Consider the following 1,467-nt stretch of genomic DNA (forward strand, 5'->3'; position numbering starts at 1 on the left):
TTAGGGCAATGGGATCGGGAGATGAATGCCGGGGCGATGTCCATGTCTGGGCTGTCTACTGGATTGCCAATGAGTCCGCAATCGGAGCGGGTTCATGCGTTGGACATTGCAGGAAATGTAATCGATGGGAAACTGACACTGAGCGTAATGTACGACAAGCAGGAGTACCAAGAAAGCACAATGCGAGTACTGCTGGACAACTACAAGAAGCAGTTGCTTTCGATCATTGGCCATTGTATGCAGCAAACCAAGACCGAACTGACCCCGAGCGATGTGGGCAACGAAGAAGTGCCTTTAGATGTTTTCGAAGAACTCTTAACCGAGTTGAATGAGTTGTAGTGTAAGATCTCTCGTATTCATAATTTATAAACGAAAGATAGGTGAGTGCAATGAGTGGTGGAGGTAACCAGAACGTAGCTTCCATGTACCTGCTATCTCCGATGCAAGAAGGCATGCTGTTCCATGCTTTAAGGGAACCGCATTCGTCCGCGTATTTGGAACAAATGTCGTTTACAGTTCAAGGTTCGTTGCATAAAGTCCATTTGGAAGAGAGTCTCTCTCTTTTGATGGATCGGTACGATATCTTCCGAACGGTATTTAAGCACACAGGGTTGAAAAGGCCTTTGCAGATCGTACTCAAAAAACGCAATCCGTCAATCGTTTTCGAAGATTTCACCGGGTTAACGGAAGATGAAGTCAAGATCAGTGTCGAACAGTTTAAACAAGGGGATCGGGAACATGGATTTGATCTAACGAGAGATGTACTGTTGCGACTTGCGGTATTAAAGACTGGAGATCAGAGCTATGAAATCATATGGAGCCACCATCATATTTTGATGGACGGCTGGTGCATGAGCATCGTCTTGAAAGAGTTTTTTTATATGTACAAGCAACTCTGTAACGGTAAGGCGATTGATCTACCAGCTGTAAAGCCTTATGTAAACTTCATCAATTGGCTGAAAGCGCAGGATCGGGAAGAAGCACTGGGCTACTGGAAAAATTATTTGGCGGGGTACGAGCAACGTACGGCGATTCCAACAAGCAGTCATTTTACAAGTGAAGAGTACATCCTGGAAGAGACTCATCTTACGTTCTCGGAGGCGCTGACCGAGCGTTTGATGCACTTAAGCAAATACCATCAAGTTACGATGAATAGCATGTTGCAAGCAGCATGGGGCTTGTTGTTGCGCAGATACAACAACACCAATGACGTAGTGTTCGGCGCTGTCGTGTCAGGGCGTCCAGCAGAAATTGACGGCGTTGAAAACATGGTAGGGTTGTTTATCAACACTCTACCGGTTCGAATGGGGCCGAACGAAAGCGATGGCACGTTCATTGAAACGGTCAAACGATTACAGCAGAGAGCGCTGGAATCCGAGAAATACGATTACCTTTCATTGGCCGAGGTTCAAGGTCAAACGGAACTGAAACAAAACTTGATCGATCACCTGTTTGTGTTTCAGAACT

Annotated in this window: 2 protein-coding genes; both read left to right on the top strand. The window is 45.9% G+C overall.

The annotated features are described in order from the left end of the window. The coding region (locus FS818_RS28150) for a condensation domain-containing protein (RefSeq protein WP_260989992.1) at window positions 1–339 on the top strand (339 nt) is incomplete at its 5' end. Window positions 340–389: 50 nt separating this feature from the next. Then, window positions 390–1,467, top strand: a 1,078-nt coding sequence (locus FS818_RS28155) for a condensation domain-containing protein (protein WP_260989993.1), incomplete at its 3' end; no start/stop codon positions are given.

The organism is Paenibacillus xylanexedens, assembly GCF_007680605.1.
In the GTDB taxonomy this organism is placed as follows: domain Bacteria; phylum Bacillota; class Bacilli; order Paenibacillales; family Paenibacillaceae; genus Paenibacillus; species Paenibacillus xylanexedens_B.